The sequence below is a fragment of the Mycobacterium sp. TY815 genome (genome assembly GCF_030755135.1).
Lineage (GTDB): Bacteria > Actinomycetota > Actinomycetes > Mycobacteriales > Mycobacteriaceae > Mycobacterium.
Genome location: NZ_JAUFRX010000001.1, coordinates 1,880,797 through 1,903,998, shown reverse-complemented (window position 1 = coordinate 1,903,998; position 23,202 = coordinate 1,880,797). Strand labels below are relative to the sequence as shown.

Annotated in this window: 22 protein-coding genes and 2 pseudogenes; 11 read left to right on the top strand and 13 right to left on the bottom strand. The window is 66.8% G+C overall.

What is annotated here, in order from left to right; genetic code table 11:
* Positions 1–408 precede the first annotated feature (408 nt).
* Together QXK92_RS07790 and QXK92_RS07785 are read right to left on the bottom strand one after the other, a co-directional pair.
* A pseudogene (locus tag QXK92_RS07790) lies at positions 409–1,165 on the bottom strand (serine/threonine-protein kinase); the annotation flags it as partial.
* A 99-nt stretch (positions 1,166–1,264) separates the two neighbouring features.
* Complete coding sequence (locus tag QXK92_RS07785; protein WP_306241094.1) at positions 1,265–2,167, bottom strand: peptidylprolyl isomerase; 903 nt, start codon at positions 2,165–2,167, stop codon at positions 1,265–1,267.
* A 43-nt stretch (positions 2,168–2,210) separates the two neighbouring features.
* Between QXK92_RS07785 and QXK92_RS07780 the strand changes: the two genes are divergently transcribed.
* The 3 genes from QXK92_RS07780 (at position 2,211) to QXK92_RS07770 (ending at position 5,345) form a co-directional block, all read left to right on the top strand.
* Positions 2,211–2,885, top strand: a complete 675-nt coding sequence (locus tag QXK92_RS07780) for an MBL fold metallo-hydrolase (RefSeq protein ID WP_306241093.1) — start codon at positions 2,211–2,213, stop codon at positions 2,883–2,885.
* Entirely contained in the window at positions 2,882–4,138 is a 1,257-nt protein-coding gene (gene hisS, locus QXK92_RS07775) for a histidine--tRNA ligase (RefSeq protein WP_306241092.1), read from the top strand. Before QXK92_RS07780 ends, hisS begins: the two co-directional genes overlap by 4 nt.
* A 178-nt stretch (positions 4,139–4,316) precedes the next feature.
* Positions 4,317–5,345: an Rv2578c family radical SAM protein gene (locus QXK92_RS07770; protein ID WP_306241091.1), complete on the top strand. Its 1,029-nt coding sequence runs from the start codon at positions 4,317–4,319 to the stop codon at positions 5,343–5,345.
* Here QXK92_RS07770 and QXK92_RS07765 read toward each other — a convergent pair.
* The gene (locus QXK92_RS07765; RefSeq protein WP_306241090.1) at positions 5,342–6,910 is read right to left on the bottom strand and encodes a metallophosphoesterase family protein; all 1,569 of its coding nucleotides are present in this window, start codon (positions 6,908–6,910) and stop codon (positions 5,342–5,344) included. The two genes, QXK92_RS07770 and QXK92_RS07765, sit on opposite strands and share 4 nt — an antisense overlap.
* Positions 6,911–6,967: 57 nt before the next feature.
* A complete protein-coding gene (locus QXK92_RS07760) occupies positions 6,968–7,813 on the bottom strand; it encodes a patatin-like phospholipase family protein (RefSeq protein WP_306241089.1) in 846 nt (281 codons plus the stop codon).
* A 62-nt stretch (positions 7,814–7,875) separates the two neighbouring features.
* Between QXK92_RS07760 and QXK92_RS07755 the strand changes: the two genes are divergently transcribed.
* On the top strand, positions 7,876–8,313 hold the full coding sequence (locus QXK92_RS07755; RefSeq protein ID WP_306241088.1) for a hypothetical protein: 438 nt from the start codon (positions 7,876–7,878) through the stop codon (positions 8,311–8,313).
* Between the two features lie 282 nt (positions 8,314–8,595).
* Here QXK92_RS07755 and QXK92_RS07750 read toward each other — a convergent pair whose 3' ends face one another.
* Positions 8,596–9,273 (bottom strand): trans-aconitate 2-methyltransferase, encoded by a 678-nt coding sequence (locus tag QXK92_RS07750; RefSeq protein WP_306241087.1) that lies wholly within the window; start codon positions 9,271–9,273, stop codon positions 8,596–8,598.
* Between the two features lie 306 nt (positions 9,274–9,579).
* A complete protein-coding gene (locus QXK92_RS07745) occupies positions 9,580–10,089 on the bottom strand; it encodes a helix-turn-helix domain-containing protein (protein WP_306241086.1) in 510 nt (169 codons plus the stop codon).
* Positions 10,090–10,166: 77 nt separating this feature from the next.
* Here QXK92_RS07745 and QXK92_RS07740 point away from each other — a divergent pair, with 77 nt between their 5' ends.
* Together QXK92_RS07740 and QXK92_RS07735 are read left to right on the top strand one after the other, a co-directional pair.
* The gene (locus QXK92_RS07740) at positions 10,167–10,964 is read left to right on the top strand and encodes an aldolase (RefSeq protein ID WP_306241085.1); all 798 of its coding nucleotides are present in this window, start codon (positions 10,167–10,169) and stop codon (positions 10,962–10,964) included.
* Positions 10,965–10,976: 12 nt separating this feature from the next.
* A complete protein-coding gene (locus tag QXK92_RS07735; protein ID WP_306241084.1) occupies positions 10,977–11,855 on the top strand; it encodes a dihydrodipicolinate synthase family protein in 879 nt (292 codons plus the stop codon).
* A 3-nt stretch (positions 11,856–11,858) separates the two neighbouring features.
* Here the strand turns inward: QXK92_RS07735 and QXK92_RS07730 are convergent, their stop codons facing one another.
* The 4 genes from QXK92_RS07730 to QXK92_RS07715 are packed head-to-tail and all read right to left on the bottom strand — an operon-like array spanning position 11,859 to position 15,392.
* Positions 11,859–13,070: a cytochrome P450 gene (locus QXK92_RS07730; protein WP_306241083.1), complete on the bottom strand. Its 1,212-nt coding sequence runs from the start codon at positions 13,068–13,070 to the stop codon at positions 11,859–11,861.
* A complete protein-coding gene (locus tag QXK92_RS07725; protein ID WP_306241082.1) occupies positions 13,067–13,948 on the bottom strand; it encodes a neutral zinc metallopeptidase in 882 nt (293 codons plus the stop codon). Before QXK92_RS07725 ends, QXK92_RS07730 begins: the two co-directional genes overlap by 4 nt.
* Before the next feature lie 43 nt (positions 13,949–13,991).
* The gene (locus QXK92_RS07720; protein ID WP_306241081.1) at positions 13,992–14,495 is read right to left on the bottom strand and encodes an SRPBCC family protein; all 504 of its coding nucleotides are present in this window, start codon (positions 14,493–14,495) and stop codon (positions 13,992–13,994) included.
* Positions 14,496–14,504: 9 nt separating this feature from the next.
* Positions 14,505–15,392: an oxidoreductase gene (locus QXK92_RS07715; protein ID WP_306244265.1), complete on the bottom strand. Its 888-nt coding sequence runs from the start codon at positions 15,390–15,392 to the stop codon at positions 14,505–14,507.
* 85 nt (positions 15,393–15,477) lie between these two features.
* On the opposite strand from QXK92_RS07715, the gene aspS reads away from it, so the two are divergent.
* The 3 genes from aspS to QXK92_RS07700 all read left to right on the top strand — a co-directional run bounded on the left by aspS (position 15,478) and on the right by QXK92_RS07700 (position 18,830).
* Positions 15,478–17,253 carry an aspartate--tRNA ligase gene (aspS, locus tag QXK92_RS07710; RefSeq protein ID WP_306241080.1) on the top strand — a complete coding sequence of 592 codons (1,776 nt, stop codon included), beginning with the start codon at positions 15,478–15,480 and terminating at the stop codon, positions 17,251–17,253.
* A complete protein-coding gene (locus tag QXK92_RS07705) occupies positions 17,250–17,678 on the top strand; it encodes a nitroreductase family deazaflavin-dependent oxidoreductase (RefSeq protein WP_306241079.1) in 429 nt (142 codons plus the stop codon). The genes aspS and QXK92_RS07705 overlap by 4 nt, the downstream gene beginning before the upstream one ends.
* 84 nt (positions 17,679–17,762) lie before the next feature.
* Positions 17,763–18,830, top strand: a complete 1,068-nt coding sequence (locus QXK92_RS07700) for an aromatic acid exporter family protein (RefSeq protein WP_306241078.1) — start codon at positions 17,763–17,765, stop codon at positions 18,828–18,830.
* On the opposite strand, the gene QXK92_RS07695 is transcribed toward QXK92_RS07700, so the two are convergent.
* The 3 genes and pseudogenes from QXK92_RS07695 to QXK92_RS07685 all read right to left on the bottom strand — a co-directional run bounded on the left by QXK92_RS07695 (position 18,793) and on the right by QXK92_RS07685 (position 21,000).
* Positions 18,793–19,191, bottom strand: coding sequence for an MmcQ/YjbR family DNA-binding protein (locus QXK92_RS07695; RefSeq protein ID WP_306241077.1), 399 nt, complete (start codon positions 19,189–19,191; stop codon positions 18,793–18,795). The two genes, QXK92_RS07700 and QXK92_RS07695, sit on opposite strands and share 38 nt — an antisense overlap.
* Before the next feature lie 72 nt (positions 19,192–19,263).
* Positions 19,264–19,723, bottom strand: a pseudogene (locus QXK92_RS07690) (SDR family oxidoreductase).
* Complete coding sequence (locus QXK92_RS07685) at positions 19,720–21,000, bottom strand: triacylglycerol lipase (protein WP_306241076.1); 1,281 nt, start codon at positions 20,998–21,000, stop codon at positions 19,720–19,722. Before QXK92_RS07685 ends, QXK92_RS07690 begins: the two are co-directional and overlap by 4 nt.
* A 173-nt stretch (positions 21,001–21,173) precedes the next feature.
* Here QXK92_RS07685 and QXK92_RS07680 point away from each other — a divergent pair, with 173 nt between their 5' ends.
* Together QXK92_RS07680 and QXK92_RS07675 are read left to right on the top strand one after the other, a co-directional pair.
* Positions 21,174–22,085, top strand: a complete 912-nt coding sequence (locus QXK92_RS07680; RefSeq protein WP_306244264.1) for a transglutaminase family protein — start codon at positions 21,174–21,176, stop codon at positions 22,083–22,085.
* On the top strand, positions 22,078–23,121 hold the full coding sequence (locus tag QXK92_RS07675; RefSeq protein WP_306241075.1) for a putative zinc-binding metallopeptidase: 1,044 nt from the start codon (positions 22,078–22,080) through the stop codon (positions 23,119–23,121). The genes QXK92_RS07680 and QXK92_RS07675 overlap by 8 nt, the downstream gene beginning before the upstream one ends.
* Positions 23,122–23,202 lie beyond the last annotated feature (81 nt).

The window sequence follows — 23,202 nt, the reverse complement described above, 5'->3', positions numbered from 1 at the left end:
GCAGACTGGGGCCTTTATTGGCGATGATGGCCGCCCCAGAATATTTATCTCGGGTTGCTGGATGTAATTCTTAGGGCGTACCCGACACGTCGGTCGTGTCGACCGTGTCGGTGGACTCGGTTTTGCCCCTGTCCGACTGGTCCGCGGTTGTCTCGGTGGTCGTCTCTGGCGCCTGCGTCGTAGTCGTCACTGTCGTGCGGGTCGTGGGGGTGTTCGAGCCGTTGTCGTCGCCGCCGGCGAAAAACGCGACCAGGGCAGCGACCAGGACCAGCGCCAGCCCTGAGCCCGCGACCGTTGCGATCAGCATGGTGCGGCTCGCCTTGTCCGGGGCCGGCGCGTCGGGGCCCGCCGGGGCCAGGCCGGTGTGTGCCTCGGGGGGCGGCGGGGGAGGCAATGCCAGGCCGGCGCCACCCAACGCCGCCCGGGCGGCATCGGCGAGGTCGGTCACCGTCTGGTACCGGGCCTCCGGGTCCTTGGCCATCCCGCGCGCGATCACCGCGTCGAAGGCTGGCGGCACATCACGAGCGATGGCCGTGGGGCGCGGCGGCGGTGCGTGGAGGTGCCCGGAGATCTGCTCTTCGAAGCTGTCACCGGGATAGGGCCGCTTGCCGGTGAGGCATTCATAGAGGGTGCAGGCCAGCGCATAGACATCGGCGCGTGGGTCGGTGATGCCGCGGAAGCGTTCGGGAGCCAGATAGGCCAGCGTGCCCATCGTGAGCCCGGTCTGCGTCAGGGCCGTGTCGGTGGTCGCGCGGGCGATGCCGAAGTCGATCAGGTAGACGAAGTCGCGGGCTTTGGCGACCAGGATGTTCGACGGCTTGACGTCGCGGTGCACCAACCCCGCCTGGTGCGCGCTGTCGAGCGCAGCCGCGGCCTGTTCGATGATCGCGACGGTCTGCGCCGGGCTGAGCCGGCCGCCGTTCTCGGCGATGAACCGCGCCAGATCGCGGCCCTCGACCAGACGCATGTCGACATAGAGTTGGCCGTCGATCTCGCCGAAGCTGTGGATCGGCACCACGTGCGGGTCGTTGAGGCTGGCTGCGATGCGCGCCTCGCGGCGGAATCGGTGCTCGAACTCTTTGTCCTCGGCCAGATTCGGTGGCAGCAGCTTGATGGCGACGACGCGGTCAGTCTGGGTGTCGTAGGCGCGATACACCTGACCCATGCCGCCTCGACCCAGCAGCCCCTGCAGCTGGTACCGACCGAACGAGCTCTCGGCCACGAATCTCCTCCCGGTAAGCCGCCGCCGCCCCGGGGTCCCAGGTTAGTCGAGCAACATCGAGGTGATGGTCACGTCGAGGGCGGGCGGGCCGTCCTCTCCGCCTCCGGCGACACCCGCCGCAGCGATCTTGTCCAGCGTGGCCAGCCCGTCGTCCTGAATTTTGCCGAACACCGTGTACTCCGGCGGCAGCGCCGAGTCGCGGTAGACCAGGAAGAACTGACTGCTGTTGGTGTTGGGTCCCGCGTTGGCCATGGCCAGGGTGCCGCGGGGATAGATCACCGGCTCCTTGAGCTTCGGGTCATTGGCGGGGTACTGGTCGGTGGGGTATTCGTTGGCGAACTGGTAGCCCGGCCCGCCGGTGCCGTCGCCCTTGGGGTCGCCGCACTGCAACACCGACAGCGACGGTGAGGTGGTCAACCGGTGGCATTTGGTGTCCTTGAAGAACCCTTGGTTGGTCAGGCTGGCGAAACTGTTGACCGTGCAAGGCGATTCGTTGTTGGCCAGCATCAGGCCCAGATTGCCCTGACTGGTCACCATGCTGACGCTGACCTGTGCGGGCTCGGTCGGGACCTTGCCGGTGCGCGGCGGCTTGACGGGCTTGACAGCCTTGTCCGGGGACGCCGGGTATTGGCAGTTGGCGCCAAGGTTGGCCGGCGCCTTGAACTGCGGCAACGGCACGGCATTACCGAGCTGCACCGGCGGCAGGCCGGCGGCCGACGAGCTGGGCGCGGCGCTGCTCGACGTGCTCGACGCCGACGGGTTGCCTTTGTTGTCGTCCTTGGTGACGACGACGGCAACCACCACGGCCGCCACCACCGCCACCGCGGCGACCGCGCCACCGGCGATCGTCAGGATGCGGCGCCTCTTGGCCTGCTTGGCGCGGCGCTCCAGCTGCCGCTCGAGTTTGCGCTTTGCTGTCGCACGTCGCTGCTGATTGGTCGGCACGGCCGCTATCTTTCCATGGCTTGCGGGATGGGAAACTGGGACCGTGTTGATCACCGGATTTCCGGCCGGGTTGTTGCAGTGCAACTGCTATGTGCTGGCCGAGCGGCCAGGCGCCGACGCCATCATCGTCGACCCCGGCCAGCGCGCGATGGGCCAGTTGCGGCAGATACTCGACAAGAATCGGTTGACTCCGGCGGCGGTGTTGATCACCCACGGTCACATCGACCACATGTGGTCGGCCCAGAAGGTCTCGGACACCTTCGGGTGCCCCACCTACATTCATCCCGAGGACCGGTTCATGCTGAAAGACCCGATCTACGGCATGGGGCCGCGGGTCGCGCAGGTGTTCGCCGGCGCGTTCTTCCGGGAGCCCAAGCAGGTCGTCGAACTGGACCGCGACGGCGACAAGATCGACCTGGGAGGCATCTCGGTCAATATCGACCACACCCCGGGGCACACCCGCGGTTCGGTGTGTTTCCGCGTGCTGCAGGCGGCGGAGAAGGAGGCTGACGTCGTATTCAGTGGCGACACCTTGTTCGAACGGTCCATCGGCCGCAGCGACCTGTTCGGCGGCAGTGGACGGGACCTGTTGCACTCGATCGTCAATAAACTGTTGGTGCTCGAGGACAAGACCGTGGTACTACCCGGACATGGCAACTCCACCACGATCGGCGCCGAACGCCGCTTCAACCCGTTCATCGAAGGCCTGAGCCCGTGACGGAATTCGTTGCTCCCAAGGGTGTTCCGGATTACATCCCGCCGGATTCAGCGGAGTTCGTCGCGGTGCGCGACGGGTTGCTCGCGTCGGCCCGGCGGGCCGGCTACGGACACATCGAGCTACCGATCTTCGAGGACACCGCGCTGTTCGCGCGGGGGGTGGGGGAGTCCACCGATGTGGTGTCCAAAGAGATGTACACGTTCTCCGACCGCGGCGACCGCTCGGTGACGCTGCGACCCGAGGGCACTGCCGGTGTGGTGCGCGCGGTGATCGAGCACAGCCTCGACCGGGGAGCGCTGCCGGTCAAGCTGTGCTACGCGGGTCCGTTCTTCCGCTACGAACGTCCGCAGGCCGGCCGGTACCGGCAGTTGCAGCAGGTGGGTGTCGAAGCGATCGGGGTCGACGACCCCGCGTTGGACGCCGAGGTGATCGCCGTGGCCGACGCCGGGTTCCGGTCGCTGGGGCTCGACGGGTTCCGGTTGGAGATCACCTCGCTCGGTGACGAGAGCTGCCGTCCGCAATACCGGGAATTGTTGCAGGAGTTCCTTTTCCGCCTCGACCTCGATGAGCCGACCAGACAGCGGGCTGCGTTGAACCCGCTGCGGGTGCTCGACGACAAGCGTCCGGAGGTGAAGGCGATGACCGCCGATGCGCCGGTGCTGCTCGATCACCTGTCCGATGCCGCCAAACAGCACTTCGACACGGTGCTGGCGCATTTGGATGCGCTCGGGGTTCCCTACGTCATCAACCCGCGCATGGTCCGCGGCCTGGATTACTACACCAAGACCACCTTCGAGTTCGTGCACGACGGATTGGGCGCGCAGTCCGGCATCGGTGGCGGCGGCCGCTACGACGGCCTGATGAAACAGCTTGGCGGGCAAGACCTTTCCGGCATCGGTTTCGGACTCGGGGTGGACCGGACGCTGCTGGCTCTGCGCGCCGAGGGCAAGAGCGTGGGGTCCGCGGCACGATGTGACGTGTTCGGTGTGCCGTTGAGCGAGGCCGCCAAGTTGCGGTTGGCGGTGCTGGGTGCCGCGCTGCGGGGCGCCGGAGTTCGGGTCGACTTGGCCTACGGAGACCGCGGCCTCAAGGGTGCGATGCGCGCAGCCGACCGCTCGGGTGCGGTGGTGGCGCTCGTTGCCGGAGATCGGGATCTGGGTGCCGGCACGATCGGCGTCAAGGACCTGAGGTCGGGGGAGCAGGTGTCGGTGCCGGTGGATTCGGTCGTCGCTGAGGTGCTCTCGCGGTTGTAGCTACTGGGGCCTGGGCTGCCCGGTGGCGAGGGGGCCTGGGCTGCCGGGCGGCGAGGGTGCGCATAATGCCGGCGACACGTCGTCGATCGCGTTCATCTGCGCACCCTCGCCAAGCCACCCGACGGCGCGCCTCGCTCACCCACTTGACGCCGCATCGAACTATTGTTCGAATGGAGGCATGCGCTGGGCAGGCCAAGCGGTGGCGGTCAACGGGACGCCGGTCGACGACGGAGCGCTGCCGGGGCTGCAGCGGCTGGGCCTGGTCAAGAGCGTGCGGGTGCCGCAGTTCGAGGGCATGACGTTTCACGAGGTGCTGTGCAAGTCGGCGCTGAACAAGGTGCCCAACGCGTCCGCCCTGCCATTCCGCTACACGGTCAACGGCTATCGCGGCTGCTCACACGCCTGCCGATACTGCTTCGCGCGTCCCACCCACGAATACCTGGACTTCGACGTCGGCACCGATTTCGACACGCAGATCGTCGTCAAAACCAACGTCGTCGAGGTATTGCGGCAGGAACTGCGCAGGCCGTCGTGGCAACGCGAAACGGTCGCGCTGGGCACCAACACCGACCCTTACCAGCGCGCCGAGGGCCGCTACGCACTGATGCCCGGCATCATCTCGGCGCTCGCCGAGTCGGGCACGCCGATGTCCATCCTCACCAAAGGCACCCTGCTCCGCCGCGACCTGCCGCTGATAGCCCAAGCCGCTCAACAGGTTCCGCTGTCGGTCGCGATCTCGCTCGCGGTAGGCGATCCGGACCTGCACCGCGATGTCGAGCCGGGCACGCCGACGCCGCAGGCTCGGCTGGCGCTCATCACCGCCATTCTCGAAGCAGGTCTCGGCTGTCACGTCATGGTCGCGCCGGTGCTGCCGCACCTGACCGATTCGACCGAACACCTCGACGCTCTACTCGGACAGATCGCGTCCGCCGGCGCCACCAGCGTCACCGTGTTCGGGCTACACCTGCGCGGTGCCACCCGGGGCTGGTTCATGGCCTGGCTGGCTCTCGCGCACCCTGAGCTGACCGGCCGGTACCGCGACCTCTATCGCCGCGGTGCGTACCTGCCGCAGAGCTACCGGGACATGCTTCGGGAACGCGCCAGACCGCTGATCGCCAAATATCGGCTGGGCAGCGATCCGCGACCGTCGACACCGCCGGCCGCAATCGCAACTAACCCGGAACCGTTGCAGCAGGCCCTCTTCTAGCCCCCGCGCGGCTTGGTCAAGGTGAACTGGTCGATCGGGACAACGGCGCCGTACGGTCCCCGCACCGCGTAGTAGGTCGCCTTGATCGACGTCCGGCCGCCCGGCGTACCCGGATCGACGTCGAAAGCCACGAATCCGTACGCGTTGTCGCGGTCACGGAATGCCGACCACGGCGCGTCCTCCATCACGTAGATCGGCGGCTTGCGCCTGACCGCCGGGTCGAAGGCGCCCACCCCGGTGATCACCTGGCAGCGCAGGTCGGGGAAGAACAGACCGTTGGTCGGGTGCGACGTACCGCCCCCGCCGATCACCAGGTGCACGGTGCCCTTGGTCACGTCAATCACATCCATGCGGGTGTCCACGGGTATCGGTGTCCGCGTATCACCACCGAGGGCGCCGCGCAACGGATGCGACCGCTCGTAGTGGTGTTCGTGCCCGCACACCACCAAGTCGACCTGGTACTGATCGAACAGCGGCAGCCACTCCTGGCGGATGCCCAGGTCCGCCCCGTTGGCTTTGGCGGTGGAGATCGCCGTCTGGTGCATGCACACCACCACCCAGTCGATCCCTGGATCGTGCCGCGCGGCGTCCAATTCGGCTGCTAGCCAACGCTTCTGCTCTCCACCGGAGTAGGCGTGGATGTAGGAGTTGCCACCGTCCTGGTAGGCCACGTCGTCATTGTTGAGGCTGATCACCCGCACGGCCCCCGCGGTGAACGAGTACCACAACCCCCGGAATTGCGTACTCGCTCCTGAGTCCGGCACCGCGAAGTATGTCTGGTAGGCGCCGTAACCCACGGGGCCGTTACCCAATTCGTTCTCATGGTTGCCCGCGGCAGGCATCCACGGCCGGTGGCGTGCCGAACGGCTGTTGTTGACGAACCAGTCCGACCAGGTGCGAATCCGGTCTTGAGCCAGGTTGGCGTAACAGAGGTCGCCGTTGACGAGGTTGAACAGCGGCGCCATCCGTTCGATTGCCGCCGTGGTGTCGCCGGCCGCCGGCGATCCGAGGTGGTCGTTGACGTAGCGGCCGTCGGTCAGGGTGCTCAGCGTCGGTGTCGACTGATCGCCGAAACTGGTGAAGCGGAAGGGCTTTCGTCCCGTCGGCGCCGTTCGCAAAGTGCCCAGCTCGGGTTGGGCGCCGTCGTGCACCGCGGCATAGATGTAGTCGGTGTCCGGCTGAAGGCCCGTCAGACGCGCGTGATTGACGCGAACCTCCGTATTGGACTTGGCATCTCGGTAGGTCCGGGTTTCGGCCGTCACCGTGCTGCCGAATCCGGACGTCGGCGCGCCCACCATCACTCGCGGATTGCGGACGGCGTCGGTGGTGTGCCAGGACACCACCGCCTCAGTGCCGGCATCCCGGCCGAACTGCAGATGTAGCCCGCCCACGGGCGGCGCGCCGGCGCGATCCGGCTGCGACCAGACCTCCGAGCGATTCGACCGCAGCAGCGTGGCGCCGCCCACCCCGACGCCCGCACCGAGCACACCGGCCACCGCGCCGGTCGTAATCAGCGCGCGGCGGCTGAAGCCCGGCGGTTCGCCCTGTTCCGGATCGTCGCTCATGGGGTGCTTCTTACCCGACCCGGGTGAACGTCGCCAGAACTGGGTGAGCGCGGGCAGCTAGTGCCGGTGCGGCTCCAGCAACGCGCCCTGCCCCGTGGACGGCGCGTGCGCCGACAGCCACTCTCGGGTCGCGGCGTGCGAGCGCTCGATCAACGTTGCCGCGTGCGAGAAGTCCGACCCGGAGATGCTGACCGGGCACAGCGGGCGAATGACGTGCAGCTCGCAGGTGGTTTCGTAGCGGGAGATGTCGTCAGCGAGGCGGTGGTTCAGGGCGATCGTCATGGCGTGCAGCGCCATGTTGACCGCCGACTTCGGTGTCGCGGGCAGGTTGCAGGAGTAGCCCGTCGGCAAAACCCAGACCCGATCGGCGCCGAGGGCGACGGCGTGCGAAACCGGTGTGTTGTTCACGACACCTCCGTCCATCAGGTCGCGTCCGTTGATCTTGACCGGGGGGAAGATGCCCGGGATGGCGGCGCTGGCCGCGATCGCGTCCACCGCGTCGCCCGACGAAAGCAACACGTCGGTGCCCGAGACCACGTCCGTCGCCACCACGTGCAGCGGGATCGGGGCGTCCTCGAGGCGGGCGAACTGCAGCTTCTCGGAGAGGATGCGTCGCAGGCCGGAATTGGGCACCAGGTGTGTTCGTCGCCCGAACATGCCCAGCACACCCGACAGTGGGTGAGCGGGAAACACCTGCTGGCGGGTCAGCGATATCCACAGGTCGGCGAGCCCGCGGATGCCGGCGGCGTCGGCCCGGGAGGCGAGCCAGCCGCCGTTGACCGCGCCCACGGACGTGCCCACGATCAGGTCAGGGGTGATCCCCTCGTCGGCGAGGGCACGCAGCATCCCTACATGGATTGCTCCCAGGCTGGCGCCACCGGACAACACGAACGCTGTGGGCACAGCTAGATGGTAGAGACGTTTGTCCAAAATCGGCGGGTAACGAATCCGGTAGCGTTTCCGATATGACGAACGTGCACAAACTGGCCAGCGCGGTCGCCGCGGGACTCCTGGGTGCGGCTTTCGTGGCCGTAAGCCCGACCGCGCACGCGGACCCTGCCGGCCACCAGGTGACCTACACGATCACCACCACCGGCAACCTCACCGGCAACGTCCGTTACATGAGCGCCGATCCGCCCAGTCAGGGAGCTTTCGACGCGAACTCCTCGCAATTCTTGACGACCGTGGCGGCCACTTTCAGCGCCGACCAACCATTGGTCTACACCGCCACTCTCGCGAACCCGAGCCAGTGGGCCTTCGTCAGCGCCAGCGGCGGCTGCCACTGGCCGGACTGCGGCTCGGGAAGCACGCCGGAGTTGCGCTGTGAGATTTCCGTCGACGGCCAGGTGGTGGATACCCGCAGCGCCACCACCGGCGTCACCTGCTCGACGCGGCCCTGGTAGCAGACAGACAAACGCCGGCGGGGGAATGCGGTCCCGCCGGCGTCGTCAGTCCTTGACGGGTTCGCAGGCTTACTCCGCGATCTCGCCGACGACGAAGCCGAACAACGAGTACGAGGCCTCTTCGTCGAAGAACAGAACTTCGTGTGCCATGGGTGCACACACCACCTTTCGCTCAATGTGATTGAGCCTCAATGGTGCAACGCGCCCAGGGGTTCTGGGCAGCCTACGGATGGTCCTAATTCTGGTCCCCCGAACGACGTACAGAGCCCTCCACCGGGCGGATCAACTCCGAGCGGAGACGGTGAGCCATTCGGAGGATTCGGGGTTCTCAGTCTCCAGCGTCAGGCCGACCTCGTCGAGCAACGAGCGGAACTCGTCGACGCCGATCCGGTGTGCCTCGAACGACTGGGTCAGGCTCTGCCCGCCGTAGGCGAGGGTGAACTCGCCGAGGACCCGGTCGCCATCGTTGTGCAGGATGGTCATGGTCTGCTGCATGTCGCCGTCGGCGCGGTGGTAGCTGCCCGCCGGTCGCAAGGTGAACCACTCCGGTGGTCGCCACTGGATGAGCGCTTTGCCGGTCGGCTTGAGATGGTGGGCAACCGTGGCCAGCAGGCCCCTTCGCCCGTCCACGCCGGGGTAGTTGACCAGGCTGCTCGCCAGCAGCACGAGGTCGTACTTCTCGGACAGTCGCAGGTCCTCGATGCGGGCCTCAACGGTCCTCGCGGCGCGCACGTGCGCGAGCATATCGGCCGAGTCGTCTACCGCCGTGACCTCGAATCCTTTTTCTCCCAACGGATTAGCGATGCGTCCGGCGCCGGAGCCCAGGTCCAGTACCGAGCCGCCGGGCTCGAGCAGCGTGGTGATGAGGCTGATCTCGTCGGTCACCGACACGCGTCGGTAGATCTCGACGAGGCTGCCGTCGCGGGTGATCGGGCTGGCGGAAGTGTTGTCTGAGGCCATAGTGGTTCCGAACTCGTGTGAGGTTTGCCGGCGAGTGCCCGCGGAGACGAAGGCCTTCCGTCGGCCGCGGGCCGTGTTCACTCGGCGATCTCGTCGACGATGAACGAGATCAAACCGTACGTGGCCTCCTCGGCGGCGAACAGCATTTCGTAGGACATAATCCTTCTCCTTCACGAATCTCTGACCCGGTGGTCATTACATAGTGACGAAACATGTCAATCTGTAACGTCAAGTGTGGGCGAAGTCCGACCCGGTGTGTATCCCACGACCGGGTCGTCTTCTGTCCCCCAATCGGGGGACAGCGGGCTACGGGCCGGGTGCGGTGATGACGACGACCTCAGCGGGCCCGCCGACGGCTCTGAGTCGGTGGCCCACGGACGCGTCGAAGTATGCGCTGTCGCCCGGCGCCAATGAGATGACGTGCTCGCCGTAGCTCAGTTCGATGCTCCCGGCGTGCACGAAAATGAATTCCTGGCCGGTGTGCTCGGGGTGGGGATCGTCGGAGGCATCGTGGGTCGGCCGTACCAGGAAGGGTGACATCGATTTGCCCAGCAGCGTGGTGGCCAGTGCCCGGTAGCGACCGCCGGCCGGATCGGCGCGGTCGACGGTGATCCGCTCCTCAGTGGCATCGTCGGAGAACAGCCGACCGACATCGACGTCGAGTGCCCGTGCCACCTTGAGGGCCACCGCGATCGACGGCGTGCTCTGGCCGCGCTCGATCTTGGACAGGTAGCTCTTGGTCAGGCCGGTCTGATCGGCCAGTTGCTCGAGGGTGAGCCCGCGCTGCTTGCGCACCGTCCGCAGGAGAGCGGTCATCGGCGAGGCCCCCTATGACACAAAGTTTCCTATAGTGCTACTATTGTGTCACACTTTCCCGATCGAGGGAGTCGTTGATGGCAACCACTTTTTCCGCGGCAAAAGCCGACCTGATGCGTCGCGCCCAGGAACTCCTCGATGCCGAGAATGCCGATTCCGGACTGAGCACCCGCCAGAAGATCGCGCTCACCTGCCGCGCGCTGTTCGACGCCGGTCATGAGTCCGGTTTGGCCGGTCAGATCACCGCACGTGCCGAAAAGCCGGGCACCTACTACACCCAGCGGCTGGGTCTGGGCTTCGACGAGATCACCGAGGACAATCTGCTGCTCGTCGACGAGGATCTCGATGTCCTGGAAGGTTCCGGAATCGCCAACCCGGCCAATCGTTTTCACAGCTGGATCTACCGCGCCCGAGCTGACGTCCAGTGCATCGTGCACACGCATCCCTTCCATGTGGCAGCCCTGTCGATGCTGGAGGTGCCCCTGGTCGTGTCGCACATGGACACCACCCCGCTCTATGACGATTGCGCGTTCCTGGCGCAGTGGCCCGGCGTGCCCGTCGGTAACGAGGAGGGCGAGATCATCTCCGCCGCGCTGGGCGACAAGAAGGCCGTCCTGCTCGCGCATCACGGACAGGTGGTGGCCGGCGCCAGCATCGAGGAGGCCTGTTCCCTGGCGGTGCTGATGGAACGTGCCGCCAAGTTGCAGCTCGCCGCGATGGCCGCAGGCGACGTCAAAGAGCTCCCCGAAGCACTCGCCCGAGAGGCCCATGACTGGACGCTGACGCCTTCACGCAGCCGCGCCAATTTCGCCTACTACGCCCGGCGTGCGCTGACGCGGCACCCCGACGCCCTGACTACTCTGCCCGCCAACTGAATTCGAGGAAACGTGCCCGAGATCCACGGCATCATCGCCTACCCGATCACCCCGTTCACAGCCGACACGTCCGGCGTCGACACCGACCGGCTCGCCGCCCTCGTCGACCGGCTGGTGGCCTCCGGTGTTCACGCGATCGCCCCGCTCGGCAGCACCGGCGAACTGGCCTATCTCGATGAACCCGAGTTCGATGCCGTCGTCGACACCACGCTGACCGCCGTCAACGGCCGTGCTCCGGTGGTGGTCGGGGTGTCAGATCTGACCACCACCAACACAATTCGGCGCGCCCGGTACGCGGAGCAGGCCGGCGCCGACGCGGTGATGATCCTGCCCGTCTCGTACTGGAAGCTCAGCGATCGCGAGATCGCTCAGCACTACCGCAGCATCGGTGAGTCGATCGGAATCCCGATCATGGCCTACAACAACCCGGCCACCAGTGGTGTGGACATGAGCCCCGAACTGCTGGTCACCCTGTTCGACAACATCGACAACGTCACCATGGTGAAAGAATCCACCGGTGACCTGAACCGGATGCGGCGCATCGCCGAACTCAGCGGCGGCGAGTTGCCCTTCTACAACGGCAGCAATCCGCTTGTGCTCGACGCGCTCAGGGTGGGCGCGTCCGGATGGTGCACGGCCGCACCGAATCTGCGCCCGCAGCCGTGTATCGACCTGTACAACGCGGTGCGCGCCGACGACCTCGAGAAGGCGCAGCTCCGCTACGACGACCTAAAGCCGTTGCTGCAGTTCATCGTTGCGGGCGGGCTGCCCACCACCGTCAAGGCCGGCCTGGATCTGCTCGGCTTCCCGGCCGGCGACCCGCGGCCGCCGCTGCTGGCACTCGACGAGCGGCGTCGTGCCGAGTTGCAGGCTCTGCTGGCCGGTTCGTGAACCTCAAGCCAGTACCAAGGGCACCTCGTCGAACCGGTTGAGCAGCGGAATCGGTTGCAGCCGAAGATCTTCCGGGGCAAACGCCAGCGTCAGATTCGGGAAACGCCCGATCAGCTCGCCGATGATGATCCCCGTTTCCAGCCGTGCCAGATGTGAACCGAGACAGAAGTGGGTGCCCTTGCTGAATGCGAGGTGGTTGTTCGGGCTGCGGGTGATGTCGAAGCGGTCGGGGTCGGGAAATTGAGCGGGGTCGCGATTGGCTGACGTGAGAAGCGTCGTCACCATGGACCCCCGGGGGATCGTGACTCCGTGCAGCGTGATGTCCTCACCGGCGAACGTGGTGGCTTCGGTACCGCCGACGGTGCCGGAGTAGCGGAGGATCTCTTCCACGGCGCTGCCGATGAGTTCGGGTCGCTGGTGCAGCAGGCGCAGTTGGTCAGGGTGGGCGAGTAGTGCCGCGACGCCGTTGGTGATCACGTTGGGGGTGGTTTGGTAGTCGCCGGTGATGAGCAGGAACACCATCGCGACGATTTCGTCGTCGGTGAGGCCACCATCTTCCCTGGCGGTGATCAACTCGGTGATGATGTCCGCGCCGGGGTCGGCCCGACGTTGCTCGACCATTTCGCGCAGATAGGCGACGAAGGCTTCCATCTGCTGGGCGGCGCCGGCCGCGTTGTGGTTCAGCATCGCCTCGAACAGCAGCTCGATGAAGGCGTAGAACGTGGACCGGTCTTCGCTTGCGACACCCACTATTTCGCTGATCACTGTGGTCGGCACCGGCAGCGCGTACTGCTGATGCAACTCGATGCGCTGCCCGGGCTCGAAACCGTCCAGCAGTTCGCGCGCGACCGTGCGAATCCGGTCACCGAGCCGCTCGATTGCGCGCGGGGTGAACGGCCGGCTCACCAGCTTGCGCAGGCGCAGGTGCGACGGGTCGTCCTGGTAGACCATGGTGTCGGTGGTCAGCACGCGGATCGCCTCGGGTACCACCGAGGCGTCTTCGGCGGCACCGTCCAGCACGCGGCGGATCCGCGGATCGGTGACCAGGTTCGCGCAATCCTGGTAGCGGGAGACGAAATAGACGTCCTGATCGGGTGGGCGCAGCGCCAGCCGCCCCCGGTAAACCGGCGCCTCCCGGCGCATCCAGTCGTAATACCGGTGCTGGTCCGCGTTGAACTCAGCCGTCCCGACCGTGATCGGGTGCTCGAGATTCACCCCAGATCGTTGGTGTTGAACGTGTCGCACTTGTTGGGTTCGCCGGTGGAGTACCCGGTGGTGAACCACTTCTGCCGCTGCGCGGACGAGCCGTGCGTCCAGGACTCCGGGTTCACCCGCCCGTTCACCTGCTGCTGAATCCGGTCGTCACCCACCGATGCCGCCGCCGACAGGGCATCCTGAATGTCCTTGTCGGTCAACGGCTGAAGGAACGGCTGGCCGGTGCTGTCCTGCTTGACGGTGGAGGCGTAGTGCGCCCACACCCCGGCGTAACAGTCGGCCTGCAGCTCGGTGCGAACCCCGCTGCCGGTGGCGCCCTGCGCCCCGGACTGGGCCCGTCCGAGCACCCCGAGCAGGTTCTGCACGTGGTGCCCGTATTCGTGGGCCACCACGTATTCCTCCGCGAAAGGCCCTCCGCTGGAACCGAATTGGGTGACGAGAACCTGGAAGAAATCGGTGTCGAAGTAGGCCGTCTTGTCCACCGGGCAGTAGAACGGACCGACGTCACTGCTGGCGGGCCCGCACCCGGTGCTCACCTGGCCGCTGAACAGCCGCAGGTGTGGGCGGGTGTACTTCGGCATCAGCTGCTTCCACACCGCGTCCAGCGAGTTGCTGGTGGCGACCACGCGGCACTGCACGTATTTGTTGGCGTCCGCACCCGTCTTGCACCGGTTCAAGTCGAAACCGGGCGCCACGTCCTCGCGGGAGTCCAGCGGCTGCTGGCTGATCACGCCGCCGGGATCGACGCCGAGCAGCATGGCCACGACGACCAGCAGCAGGCCGCCGATGCCGCCACCGATGGCCATCCGGCCCATTCCGCCGCCGCCCGAGGACGTCGCGGAACTGGTGTCGATCTGCATACCCTCGTTGAAGGTCATCGCACGCTCCCCGGAGCTAGAGTTTCAACCGCGCCGACACAGCCTATCGCTGCTGTGTGGCAGCGAACCGGGTGTCGGTGTAAGTCCGCAGGTTGCGTAGGAACCGGCGCAGCGACAGGTTGAGCAGCGGGCCGAACAGCACCATGCCCAGGCCCGCGCCGCGGGTCGGCCGCTGGGCCATGGTCCAGGTGAGTCGGCAGCCGCCCGGTAACACCTGTACCCGGTAGTCCTCGGCGAACGCCGCGACCGCCTTGGTGGAGCACTCGTTGAACCGGAATGCCATGTGCGTGAACGGCTCCCAGGCGATGAACTCTTCGTCGCCGACGATTCCGCCCCGCATCTCGACAACGCGGGTGGTGCCGATGCCCCGGGGTTCCGGACTGGTCCAGGTGACCTTGGTGATCACCTTGGCCCAGCGCGGCCAGGAGTCGGCGTCCGCGAGCACTTCGAAGAGCTGCTCGGGTGTGATGGCCAGATCGACACTGTTGCGGAAGCGGTAGGGCGCCGTCTCGATGAAGCTCAGGTCGACGCGTTCGCAGGGATGCATGGCATCAACTTAACCGGGTCCGTCGCTGGCAGCGGCGAGCAGCGGTACCAGCACGTCACTGATCGGGGTGGGCAGGCCGTGCGCCCGGGCTTTGCGGACGATCACCCCGTTGCGCAGGTCCCACTCCATCCGGCGGTGTGCTTCCCGGTCGGTCAGGATCGAGGTGCCCATGTCTTCCGGTACCGCGCGGAAGGACTCGACCAGTTGCTCGGCCACATCGTCGCTGAGTTGGGCGCCCTCGGCGCGCGCCACCGCCACACACTCGGCCATGTATTGGCGGCCCAGTTCGGCCACGTCGTCCCGGCGGAACATGCCGGAGCGTCGGCCCGATAATGCCATCAGTCCGGCCAGCGCGTTGAGCAGCAGTTTGCGCCAGTTGACGGTGACGAAGTCGGGGTTGCACTCCACTTGGCATCCCGCGCCGCTCAGCAGTTCGGCGAATGATTCCGCGGCGCGCCCGGTAGGCACTACCAGCGCGGCCTCACCGCGCAACCGCACCCAGCCGGCCGGCTGGGTCTCGGCCGAGAACCACACGCTGCCCGGTATGACGTGCGCGGACGGCGAGAGCGGCGCCACCTGCTCGACCTGTTCGACGCCGTTCTGCAGGACGGCGACGACGCTGTTTTCGTCGCACAACCGGGCGAGCCAGCCGGCCGCTGCGGCGTTCTGGGTGGCTTTGACCGCGAGGATGAGCACGTCCACCGGACCGCTGACGGCGTCGGGATCGGTATGCACCGGGCCCGGTACCACGATCGGTTCGGCGTCGTCCGGGCGCAGTTCGATGCCGTCACGCGGTGTGTGCCCGCACAGCAGCACATGGTGTCCGGCGGCGTGAAGCAACGCCGCGACGGTCGTGCCGACGGCGCCGGGGCCAACGAGTGCAATTTCGGTTGCGATGCAGCCAAAAGTACCGGCAGGATCGGGCAAATCAACCGGCCCTCTAGACTAAGCAGTCAATCTCACCCGGTGTAAAGGAGTATTTGTGCTGCGCAGCCACGCCGCGGGATCGCTTCGGGACGGCGATGCCGGGCAGCAGGTGACCTTGGCCGGGTGGGTGGCCCGCCGCCGCGACCACGGCGGTGTCATCTTCATCGATCTCCGGGACGCGTCGGGCGTCGCCCAGGTGGTGTTTCGTGAACCTGAGGTGCTGGCGCAGGCGCACCGGCTGCGCTCGGAGTTCTGCGTCGCGGTCACCGGTGTCGTCGAGATCCGTCCGGAAGGCAACGCCAACCCCGACATCGCCACCGGTGACATCGAGGTCAACGCCACGTCGCTGACCGTGCTGGGTGAATCCGCGCCGCTGCCGTTCCAGCTCGATGAGCCGGCGGGGGAGGAGCTGCGGCTGAAATACCGCTACCTGGACCTGCGCCGCGAGGGCCCGGCTGCGGCAATTCGGTTGCGCTCCAAGGTCAATGCCGCCGCGCGTGAGGTGCTGGGGCGGCACGACTTCGTGGAGGTCGAGACGCCGACGATCACCCGGTCGACGCCGGAAGGGGCGCGCGACTTCCTGGTCCCGGCGCGGCTGCATCCCGGGATGTTCTACGCGCTGCCGCAGAGCCCCCAGCTGTTCAAGCAGCTGCTGATGGTGGCCGGGATGGAGCGGTACTACCAGATCGCACGCTGCTACCGAGACGAGGATTTCCGCGCCGACCGCCAGCCGGAATTCACCCAACTCGACATGGAGCTCAGCTTCGTTGACGTCGAGGACGTCATCGCGGTCTCCGAGGAGATCCTGTCCGCGCTCTGGGCGCTGATCGGCTACCAGATCCCGACGCCCATCCCGCGGATGACGTATGCCGAGGCGATGCGCCGGTACGGGTCCGACAAACCCGATCTGCGGTTCGGGCTGGAGCTGGTCGAATGCGCAGAGTTCTTCAAAGACACCACATTCCGGGTGTTCCAGGCGCCCTACGTCGGTGCCGTCGTGATGCCGGGCGGCGCCTCGCAACCGCGGCGCACGCTGGACGGTTGGCAGGAGTGGGCCAAGCAGCGCGGACACCGCGGCCTGGCCTATGTCCTCGTCGGCGAGGACGGGACGCTGGGTGGCCCGGTGGCCAAGAACCTGTCCGACGCCGAGCGCGACGGCCTGGCCGGCCACGTCGGCGCCAACCCCGGTGACTGCATCTTCTTCTCCGCCGGGCCGGTCAAGACGTCTCGGGCGCTGTTGGGCGCGGCGCGCATCGAGATCGCGCACCGTCTGGGCCTGATCGATCCGGACGACTGGAAGTTCGTGTGGATCGTCGACCCGCCGCTGTTCGAGCCCGCGGAGGACGCCACTGCCTCGGGTGACGTGGCCGTCGGTGCAGGAGCCTGGACGGCGGTGCACCACGCATTCACCTCGCCCAAGCGTGAACACGAGGGCAGCATCGAAAACGACCCCGGTGCCGTGCTGGCCGATGCCTACGACATCGTCTGCAACGGCAACGAGATCGGCGGAGGTTCGATCCGTATCCACCGTCGCGACATTCAGGAACGGGTGTTCGCGGTGATGGGCCTGGATCGGGCCGAGGCCGAGGAGAAGTTCGGATTCCTGTTGGAGGCGTTCACCTTTGGTGCGCCGCCGCACGGCGGAATCGCCTTCGGCTGGGACCGGATCAACGCGCTGCTGTCGCGCGTCGACTCGATCCGCGAGGTGATCGCGTTCCCCAAGACCGGCGGGGGCGTCGACCCGCTGACCGATGCGCCGGCCCCCATCACGGCTCAGCAGCGCAAGGAATCGGGAATAGACGCCAAGCCCAAGCGGCTTGACCAAGCATGACAACGCCTGACACCGACACCCTCAAAGCGTTCAACCAGGGCATCGTCGAGGAATTCCGCGCCAACGGCGGCAAAGTCGGCGGCCAATTCGCCAATGCCGACCTGCTGCTGCTCACCACCACCGGTGCCAAGTCGGGCCAGCTCCGGATCGCGCCGCTGGCCTACTTGCGCGTCGACGGGCGGCTGATCATCATCGGGTCGTTCGCCGGCGCACCGGTCGACCCGGGCTGGGTGCACAACCTACGTGCCCGGCCTCAGGCACATGTGGAAGTCGGCACCGAGGCGTTCGACGCGACCGCGCACGAGCTGGACCGCGCCGAGCGTGACGCGATCTTCGACCAGATCACCGCGGCCGCACCGGGCTTCGCCGAGTACCAGGCCAAGACCAGACGGGTCATCCCGCTGTTCGAGTTGCGGCGCGTATAGGCCGACACAGCGCCCCGGGGGATGCTTCTGTTGGGCGATTGTCCCGGCAGGCGCGCCGGGCCTGGCATGCGGTAAGCAAGCGGGATGAAAAGCTCGCTGCTGGCCGGGGCGGCCGGCGAAGGAACCGCGGCCGTCCACCGACTGCGTGCCGCGCTGTGGCCGATCACCCAGACATCGGTCGCCGCCGCGCTGGCGTGGTACCTGACCCACGACCTGCTGCACCACAAGCAACCGTTCTTCGCGCCGATCTCGGCGGTGGTGTGCATGTCGGCGAGCAATGTCCTGCGTGCGCGCCGCGCCACCCAGATGATGGTGGGCGTCGCTCTGGGTATCGCGGTGGGTGGCGGGGCGGACGGCTTCTTCGGTCCCGGACAGTTCGGTATCGGCGTGGCCGTATTCGCGGCGCTGACGGTGGCGATGCTCGTCGGCCGGGGCGCGATCGGGCAGGGCTTGATGTTCGCCAACCAGACCGCCGTCTCGGCGTTGCTGGTCCTCGTCTTCTCGCACACCGGCATCGTGGTGACCGAGCGCCTGTTCGACTCGCTGATCGGCGGCGGTCTGGCGCTGGTGTTCGCCCTGCTGCTGTTCCCCGCCGATCCCGAGCGGCTGTTGAGCGATGCGCGTGCGGCTGTCCTGGCGGCGGCCCACCAGACGCTGCTGCAGACCGCGGAAATCCTCGAGAATTCCGACGCCAGCACTCCGGCTTGGCTCCGGACGATCTCCGATCACCTGCATCAGGAAGTCGGTGCGCTGATCGAGGCGCGGTCAACGGCGGAAGTGGCCGCGCGTCGCGCACCACGCCGGTGGGCGTCGCGCGGGTTGATTCGGGAGATCGACGCCCAGTCCGCGCAGCTGGGTCTGTTCGCCAGTTGCGTACTGCATCTCGCGCGCTCGGTCACCCGGCCGCGGGGGAGAGAAGCCGCACCGGCGCTGAAGACAGCGGTGGCGGAACTCACCCACGCGACCGGTCTGGCCGATGCCGATCCTGCGGCGGCGGCCGCCCACCTGGCAGCCGCGCGCCGCTATGCCGCGGAGCTGCAGGCCGGCGCCCGAGACCGGGCCGAAGTGGTGGTCGCCGACGTCGTCTCGGGGTGCGCCGACGATCTGCAACAGGTCATCGATCGGCCGGTGACTGCGCCAAAAACTCCTTGACCAGCTGTTTCGGCGCCTGGGCCAGCCAGGCTTCGGTGATCAGCTCACGCAGGTCACGGACGCCGATCTCGGCCAGCCGAACCAGCACCGCCGGGTAACCGTCAAAGTGCGGGGTGGTGAAGTACACCTCCGGCTCGTCGGCAACCAGCGCGAACTTGACCCCTTCGTCCGGTACCCGCACGCCCAGGATGTCGCCAGACGGGGGATGCACCCCGTTACTCATCAGCGCGTCGATGTCGGATTTTCGCAGCGGACGCTCCCACGCGATCAACTTCTTACCCACCCGCCAGTCGCGCGGTGACTGCTCGGCGGTCAGCGGCAGTGCACCGACGACGCGGGCCACGTCTTCCCAGGTGGCCACAGTTCGATTGTGCGCCCCAACGCCGCAGTTCGGCGCATTATCCGGAATTGCCTGGGCGGCAAACGTGCACGGTCAGATCTGTTCGGCGCCGCCGTCGACGAACAATTCGGTGCCTGTCATGAAGCTACTTTGATCTGAGGCGAGGAAGAGCACCGCGGCCGCGATCTCTTCCGGCCTGCCGAGGCGGCTCATCGGAACTTTCGCAGCCTCGTTGTCCAGGAGTTCCTGCTCCTGGCCGGCGGGCGCGAGGCCTTTGAGGCCCGGTGTCTCTACCGGTCCCGGTACGACGGTGTTGACGCGGATGCCGCGGCTCACGAGTTCGGCAGCCCAGGTACGGCCGAACGAGCGAATCGCCGCCTTGCTCGCGGCTCGCATTGTCACCGATCGAGGCCACCGCGGCCTCGATCGTTTGCTGGTTGCGGCCGGTCAGGAAGACATGCGCGCCTTCGGCTGCCAGCCGCTGGGCGGCCGCCAGGCCGATGCCCGAGTTGCCGCCGGTGACGAGCGCCGTCTTGCCGCTCAGCTGACTCACGAGGAACTGCCCGCTTCGAGAGCCGTGCTCATAACCAGCGAGTCGTCGTGCGGCCGCGCCGGCGAGTGACTGAGCCACGTCACCAGCCTGTCGTAGATCGACGGATGGTTGAGCAGGTCGAAGTGGTTGAGACCGGTCAACGTGAGCCCGTGTGCGGCCTCGAACGGAACCTTGCGCGACCTGCCCCGACCGGACGCGCTTCTGGGCCGCACCAGATGGTCGCCCATGAGCAGGCCGACCGCCTTGGGGGCGGCGGTGGTGGAGACGAAGTGGTACACCGCGTGGGGCAGGAAGGGCACTTCCCGGCAGCGGTCGCGCAGGAACTCGTCCGGGTCGCAGTCGCGCCAGTCCTCGTGGACCAGTGCGCCGAACCGCAGGTCCTTCACCCCGGCGCTGCGGGTGTTCAGAAACGCCGCCACGCCCCGCGTCTCGGGCAGCTTGGCCAGCGCCCATGCGGCGATGTTGACGCCCTTCTCCAAGTCGGCGCCCAGGTGCGGGGACCCGAGGCACACGACATGCCGGATGGCGTCGGTCCAGGCGTGTTGCTGCTCACGGCCGTAGTGGCAGGCACTGCGGGACACCAGGCCACCCATCGAGTGGCCGACCAGCACGACGTCTTCCACCGCCGTCGGCCACACCTCGTGCAGCCGGTGCAGCAAACCGGCCAGCGCATGACCGTTTTCGGAGATGTGATGACCGCTGTTGGACCGCACGAATACCGGGGTGAATCCGAGGTCCTTGCGCAGCCGTTTTCCGTACGGACGCAGCGTCTCCCCGGTGCGCGGCGTGCGCCACCATGACCGTTCGGTCATGCACCAGCCGTGGACGAACACCGCGATCCGCCCGGTGGCACGAGGGAAGGCCTCGGCGATTCCCTCGGGGGTCAATTCAACCGGCTGGCCCCGACGCCGGACCTGCATGGACAGCGCGAATCCGTTCTCCCGGTTGGTCATCTCGTCGCCGTAGATCCCGTTGACCGCGGCGAGCGCCCCGGCAACTCGCGGGCGTGCCAGGACGGTCTCGTCGTCGTCATTGCTCAAGGTGTGCGCCGCCAGCGCCCCCGCGCCGTAGAGAGAACCGCGGACCGCGCCGTCGACCAGGGTGTAGATCGTCGAGGCGGTGGTGTCGTGGATCAGCTGCACGGGTTTGGCCGCCGGGCCGATCGAGGTGAACACGCGACTGGCGATGCCGTGATGCACATCACGGACCAGCGTCGTCAGTACCCGCGTGCCTTCACCCGCAAGGTCGGCCAGCGACTTCAATTCGTGTCCCTGCACGGGCCAACTCCTTTCTGACTTGTCGGATAGGGTTCCCGTTTCGCCCGGGACTAGACCAGGAGTACAGACTGTCAGCATGCGGTGTGAGCCCTACATGCCGCCACCCGTAGACATGGAGGTTGGTCTTGCCGTCTGAGGAGCCGTCCGAGGAGTTAAACGGCTGGTCGGCGCCGTTGGCCGCGAAACGCTACCGGGTCACACACCGCACGGAGTACCGCTACTCCGACGTCGTGACCAGCTCATACGGGCGCGGGTTCCTCACCCCCCGGGACTCGTTGCGGCAGCGCTGCGTGGCGCACGAACTGATCATCGACCCGGCTCCGGCCGACAGCTCGACCAGCCGCGACACGTACGGCAACATCAGCTCCTACTTCCACGTCACCGAGCCGCACCGGGCCCTGACCATCGTCAGCGACTCGATCGTCGACGTCGCGCCGCAGGCGACCGGCATCTACACCACCGGGCCGGCGCTGCAGCCGTGGGAGAAGGCGCGTCCCACCGGAGCGCAAGGCGCGCTGGCCAGCGACTTCGTCCTGGACCTGACACCGCCGGAAATCACCGATGCGGTTCGCGAGTATGCGGCTCCCAGCTTCGAGCCCGGACGTCCGCTCGTGGAGGTGTTGCGTGACCTCGCATCACGGATTTTCCGCGATTTCACCTACCGTTCGGGGTCGACGACGGTTTCGACACGCGTCAATGAGGTTCTGACGGCCCGGGAAGGGGTATGCCAGGACTTCGCGCGGCTGGCGATCGCCTGCTTGCGTGCCCATGGGTTGGCGGCCTGCTACGTATCCGGTTATCTGGCTACTGACCCACCCCCTGGAAAGGATCGCATGATAGGCATTGACGCCACCCACGCCTGGGCGTCGGTGTGGACGCCGCAGCAGCCGGGTCAGTTCGAATGGCTTGGACTTGACCCGACCAACGACCAACTGGTCGACCAGCGCTACATCGTGGTCGGCCGCGGCCGCGACTACGCAGACGTTCCACCGTTGCGCGGCATCATCTACACGAACTCGGAACGTAGCGTGATCGACGTCGGTGTCGACGTCGTCCCGTTCGAAGGAGATGCGCTGCATGCGTGACTTCCATTGCCCTAACTGCGGCCAGCGACTGGCGTTCGAGAACTCCGAATGCCTGTCGTGCGGCAGCTCGCTGGGGTTCTCCCTGGACCAGATGGCGCTGCTGGTGATCGCCAAACGCGACGAAGAAAGCGACCACGCCGGTGCGGTGCCCGCGGACCAGTATCAACTCTGCGCGAATCTTTACGTCGCCGAATGTAATTGGCTCGTTCCGGTGGGTCATCCGGGCGGGTTGTGCGAGTCGTGCGCGCTGACCATCGAACGTCCTAATGACAATGACACCGTCGGGCTGGCGGAATTCGCCCGCGCCGAGGCGGCCAAACGGCGGCTGGTCGCCGAACTGCACGAACTGCACCTGCCGATCATCGGACGCGACCAGGACCCGGACTACGGACTGGCGTTTCGGCTGCTGTCCAGTGCGCACGAGAATGTGATCACCGGGCACGAAAACGGCGTCATCACTTTGGATTTGGCCGAGGGCGACGATGTGCACCGCGAACAGTTGCGGGTCGAGATGGAAGAGCCGTACCGCACCCTGCTGGGGCACTTCCGCCACGAGGTCGGGCACTACTACTTCTACCGACTGGTCAGGTCACCCGAGTACCTGCAGCGGTTCAATGAGTTGTTCGGCGATCCCGACGCCGACTACCAGGCCGCGCTGGACCGTCATTACAGCCAGGGCGCGCCGGAGGGCTGGCAGGAGACATTCGTCTCCTCGTACGCGACCATGCACCCGGCCGAGGACTGGGCCGAGACGTTCGCGCACTACCTGCACATCCGGGACACTCTGGACACCTCGGCATCCTGCGGTCTGGCCCCGGCGGCCGCCACGTTCGATCGACCGCCCTTGGGGCCCAGCGCGTTTCCCACCATCATCGAGATGTGGCTGCCGCTGTCGTGGTCGCTGAACATGGTGAACCGGTCGATGGGTCACGATGACCTGTATCCGTTCGTGTTGCCGCCCGCGGTGCTCGACAAGATGCAGTTCGTCCACAACGTGATCGAGCAGGTGACCTCGCAGTTGCAGGCGGCTAGCTGACCCTGGCGAGCAGACGCAGAATCGCCCTGGAACATCCGTTCCAGGGCGATTCTGCGTCTGCTGGCGCCACTGAAGCGGCTC